This is a genomic window from Lederbergia citri (assembly GCF_018343625.1).
GTDB classification, from domain to species: Bacteria; Bacillota; Bacilli; order Bacillales; family Bacillaceae_C; genus Lederbergia; species Lederbergia citri.
The window spans coordinates 1-3,091 of the sequence record NZ_JAGYPG010000001.1; the positions used below are offsets into that span (position 1 = coordinate 1).

General features: G+C 52.6%; 1 rRNA gene. It reads left to right on the top strand.

Annotation, left to right across the window (positions count from 1 at the left end):
* Window positions 1-156: 156 nt before the first annotated feature.
* Window positions 157-3,090 (top strand): 23S ribosomal RNA (locus KHA97_RS00005).
* The last annotated feature ends 1 nt before the right edge of the window (window position 3,091 follow it).

Here is a 3,091-nt window from a genome sequence, read left to right on the forward strand (position 1 = left end):
GATCAGCCGAGCGCTGATCAGAAGACGTTTCGTTTCGTTCAGTTTTGAGAGGTTGAACTCTCAAAACATTTTTTGTTCCTTGAAAACCAGATAATAGAGAAGTAACAAACCAAGAAAACATCACCTTATGGAATTATCCATAAGAAACCTTTTTATGATTAAGTTAGAAAGGGCGCACGGTGGATGCCTTGGCACTAGGAGCCGATGAAGGACGGGACTAACACCGATATGCTTCGGGGAGCTGTAAGCAAGCTTTGATCCGGAGATTTCCGAATGGGGAAACCCCCTGCCCGTAATGGGGTAGGATCCATTTCTGAATTCATAGGAAATGGAAGGCAGACCCGGGGAACTGAAACATCTAAGTACCCGGAGGAAGAGAAAGAAAAATCGATTTCCCAAGTAGCGGCGAGCGAAACGGAAAGAGCCCAAACCAAGAGGCTTGCCTCTTGGGGTTGTAGGACACTCAACATGGAGTTACAAAGGAACGGGGTAGGCGAAGCGATCTGGAAAGGTCCGCCATAGAAGGTAACAGCCCTGTAGTTGAAACTTCGTTCCCTCCTGAGTGGATCCTGAGTACGGCGGGACACGTGAAATCCCGTCGGAAGCTGGGAGGACCATCTCCCAAGGCTAAATACTCCCTAGTGACCGATAGTGAACCAGTACCGTGAGGGAAAGGTGAAAAGCACCCCGGAAGGGGAGTGAAAGAGATCCTGAAACCGTGTGCCTACAAATAGTCAAAGCACATTCATGTGTGATGGCGTGCCTTTTGTAGAATGAACCGGCGAGTTACGATTTCATGCAAGGTTAAGTCGAAGAGACGGAGCCGCAGCGAAAGCGAGTCTGAATAGGGCGTTTTGAGTATGAGGTCGTAGACCCGAAACCAGGTGATCTACCCATGTCCAGGGTGAAGGTAAGGTAACACTTACTGGAGGCCCGAACCCACGTACGTTGAAAAGTGCGGGGATGAGGTGTGGGTAGCGGTGAAATTCCAATCGAACCTGGAGATAGCTGGTTCTCTCCGAAATAGCTTTAGGGCTAGCCTCAAGGAGAAGAGTCTTGGAGGTAGAGCACTGTTTGGACTAGGGGCCCTCATCGGGTTACCGAATTCAGACAAACTCCGAATGCCAATGACTTGTCCTTGGGAGTCAGACTGCGAGTGATAAGATCCGTAGTCGAGAGGGAAACAGCCCAGACCGCCAGCTAAGGTCCCCAAGTATCCGTTAAGTGGAAAAGGATGTGGAGTTGCTTAGACAACCAGGATGTTGGCTTAGAAGCAGCCACCATTTAAAGAGTGCGTAATAGCTCACTGGTCGAGTGATTCTGCGCCGAAAATGTACCGGGGCTAAACGGATCACCGAAGCTGCGGATTGACACCGTTGGTGTCAGTGGTAGGAGAGCGTTCTAAGGGCGGTGAAGCAAGACCGGAAGGACTTGTGGAGCGCTTAGAAGTGAGAATGCCGGTATGAGTAGCGAAAGAAGGGTGAGAATCCCTTCCACCGAATGCCTAAGGTTTCCTGAGGAAGGCTCGTCCGCTCAGGGTTAGTCGGGGCCTAAGCCGAGGCTGAAAAGCGTAGGCGATGGACAACAGGTTGATATTCCTGTACCACCTTTTTACCGTTTGAGCAATGGGGGGACGCAGGAGGATAGGGTAAGCGCGCTGTTGGATATGCGCGTCCAAGCAGTTAGGCCGGGGTGGAGGCAAATCCTTCATCCTAAGGCGGAGCTGTGATGGCGAGGGAAATATAGTACCGAAGTTCCTGATTCCACACTGCCAAGAAAAGCCTCTAGCGAGGTAAAAGGTGCCCGTACCGCAAACCGACACAGGTAGGCGAGGAGAGAATCCTAAGGTGATCGAGAGAACTCTCGTTAAGGAACTCGGCAAAATGACCCCGTAACTTCGGGAGAAGGGGTGCTCTGATAGGGTGTAAGCCCGAGAGAGCCGCAGTGAATAGGCCCAGGCGACTGTTTAGCAAAAACACAGGTCTCTGCGAAGCCGCAAGGCGAAGTATAGGGGCTGACGCCTGCCCGGTGCTGGAAGGTTAAGAGGAGCGCTTAGGTGCAAACCGAAGGTGCGAATTGAAGCCCCAGTAAACGGCGGCCGTAACTATAACGGTCCTAAGGTAGCGAAATTCCTTGTCGGGTAAGTTCCGACCCGCACGAAAGGCGCAACGATCTGGGCACTGTCTCAACGAGAGACTCGGTGAAATTATAGTACCTGTGAAGATGCAGGTTACCCGCGACAGGACGGAAAGACCCCGTGGAGCTTTACTGCAGCCTGATATTGAATGTTGGTGCAGCTTGTACAGGATAGGTAGGAGCCTAGGAAATGGGAGCGCCAGCTTCCATGGAGGCATCGGTGGGATACTACCCTTGCTGTACTGACCTTCTAACCCGCACCCGTGATCCGGGTGGGAGACAGTGTCTGGCAGGCAGTTTGACTGGGGCGGTCGCCTCCTAAAGAGTAACGGAGGCGCCCAAAGGTTCCCTCAGAATGGTTGGAAATCATTCGCAGAGTGTAAAGGCACAAGGGAGCTTGACTGCGAGACCTACAAGTCGAGCAGGGACGAAAGTCGGGCTTAGTGATCCGGTGGTTCCGCATGGAAGGGCCATCGCTCAACGGATAAAAGCTACCCCGGGGATAACAGGCTTATCTCCCCCAAGAGTTCACATCGACGGGGAGGTTTGGCACCTCGATGTCGGCTCATCGCATCCTGGGGCTGTAGTCGGTCCCAAGGGTTGGGCTGTTCGCCCATTAAAGCGGTACGCGAGCTGGGTTCAGAACGTCGTGAGACAGTTCGGTCCCTATCCGTCGCGGGCGCAGGAAATTTGAGAGGAGCTGTCCTTAGTACGAGAGGACCGGGATGGACGCACCGCTGGTGTACCAGTTGTCTTGCCAAAGGCATCGCTGGGTAGCTATGTGCGGACGGGATAAGTGCTGAAAGCATCTAAGCATGAAGCCCCCCTCAAGATGAGATTTCCCATCGCGCAAGCGAGTAAGATCCCTGAAAGATGATCAGGTTGATAGGTCCGGTGTGGAAGTGTGGCGACACATGGAGCTGACGGATACTAATCGATCGAGGACTTAATCAAA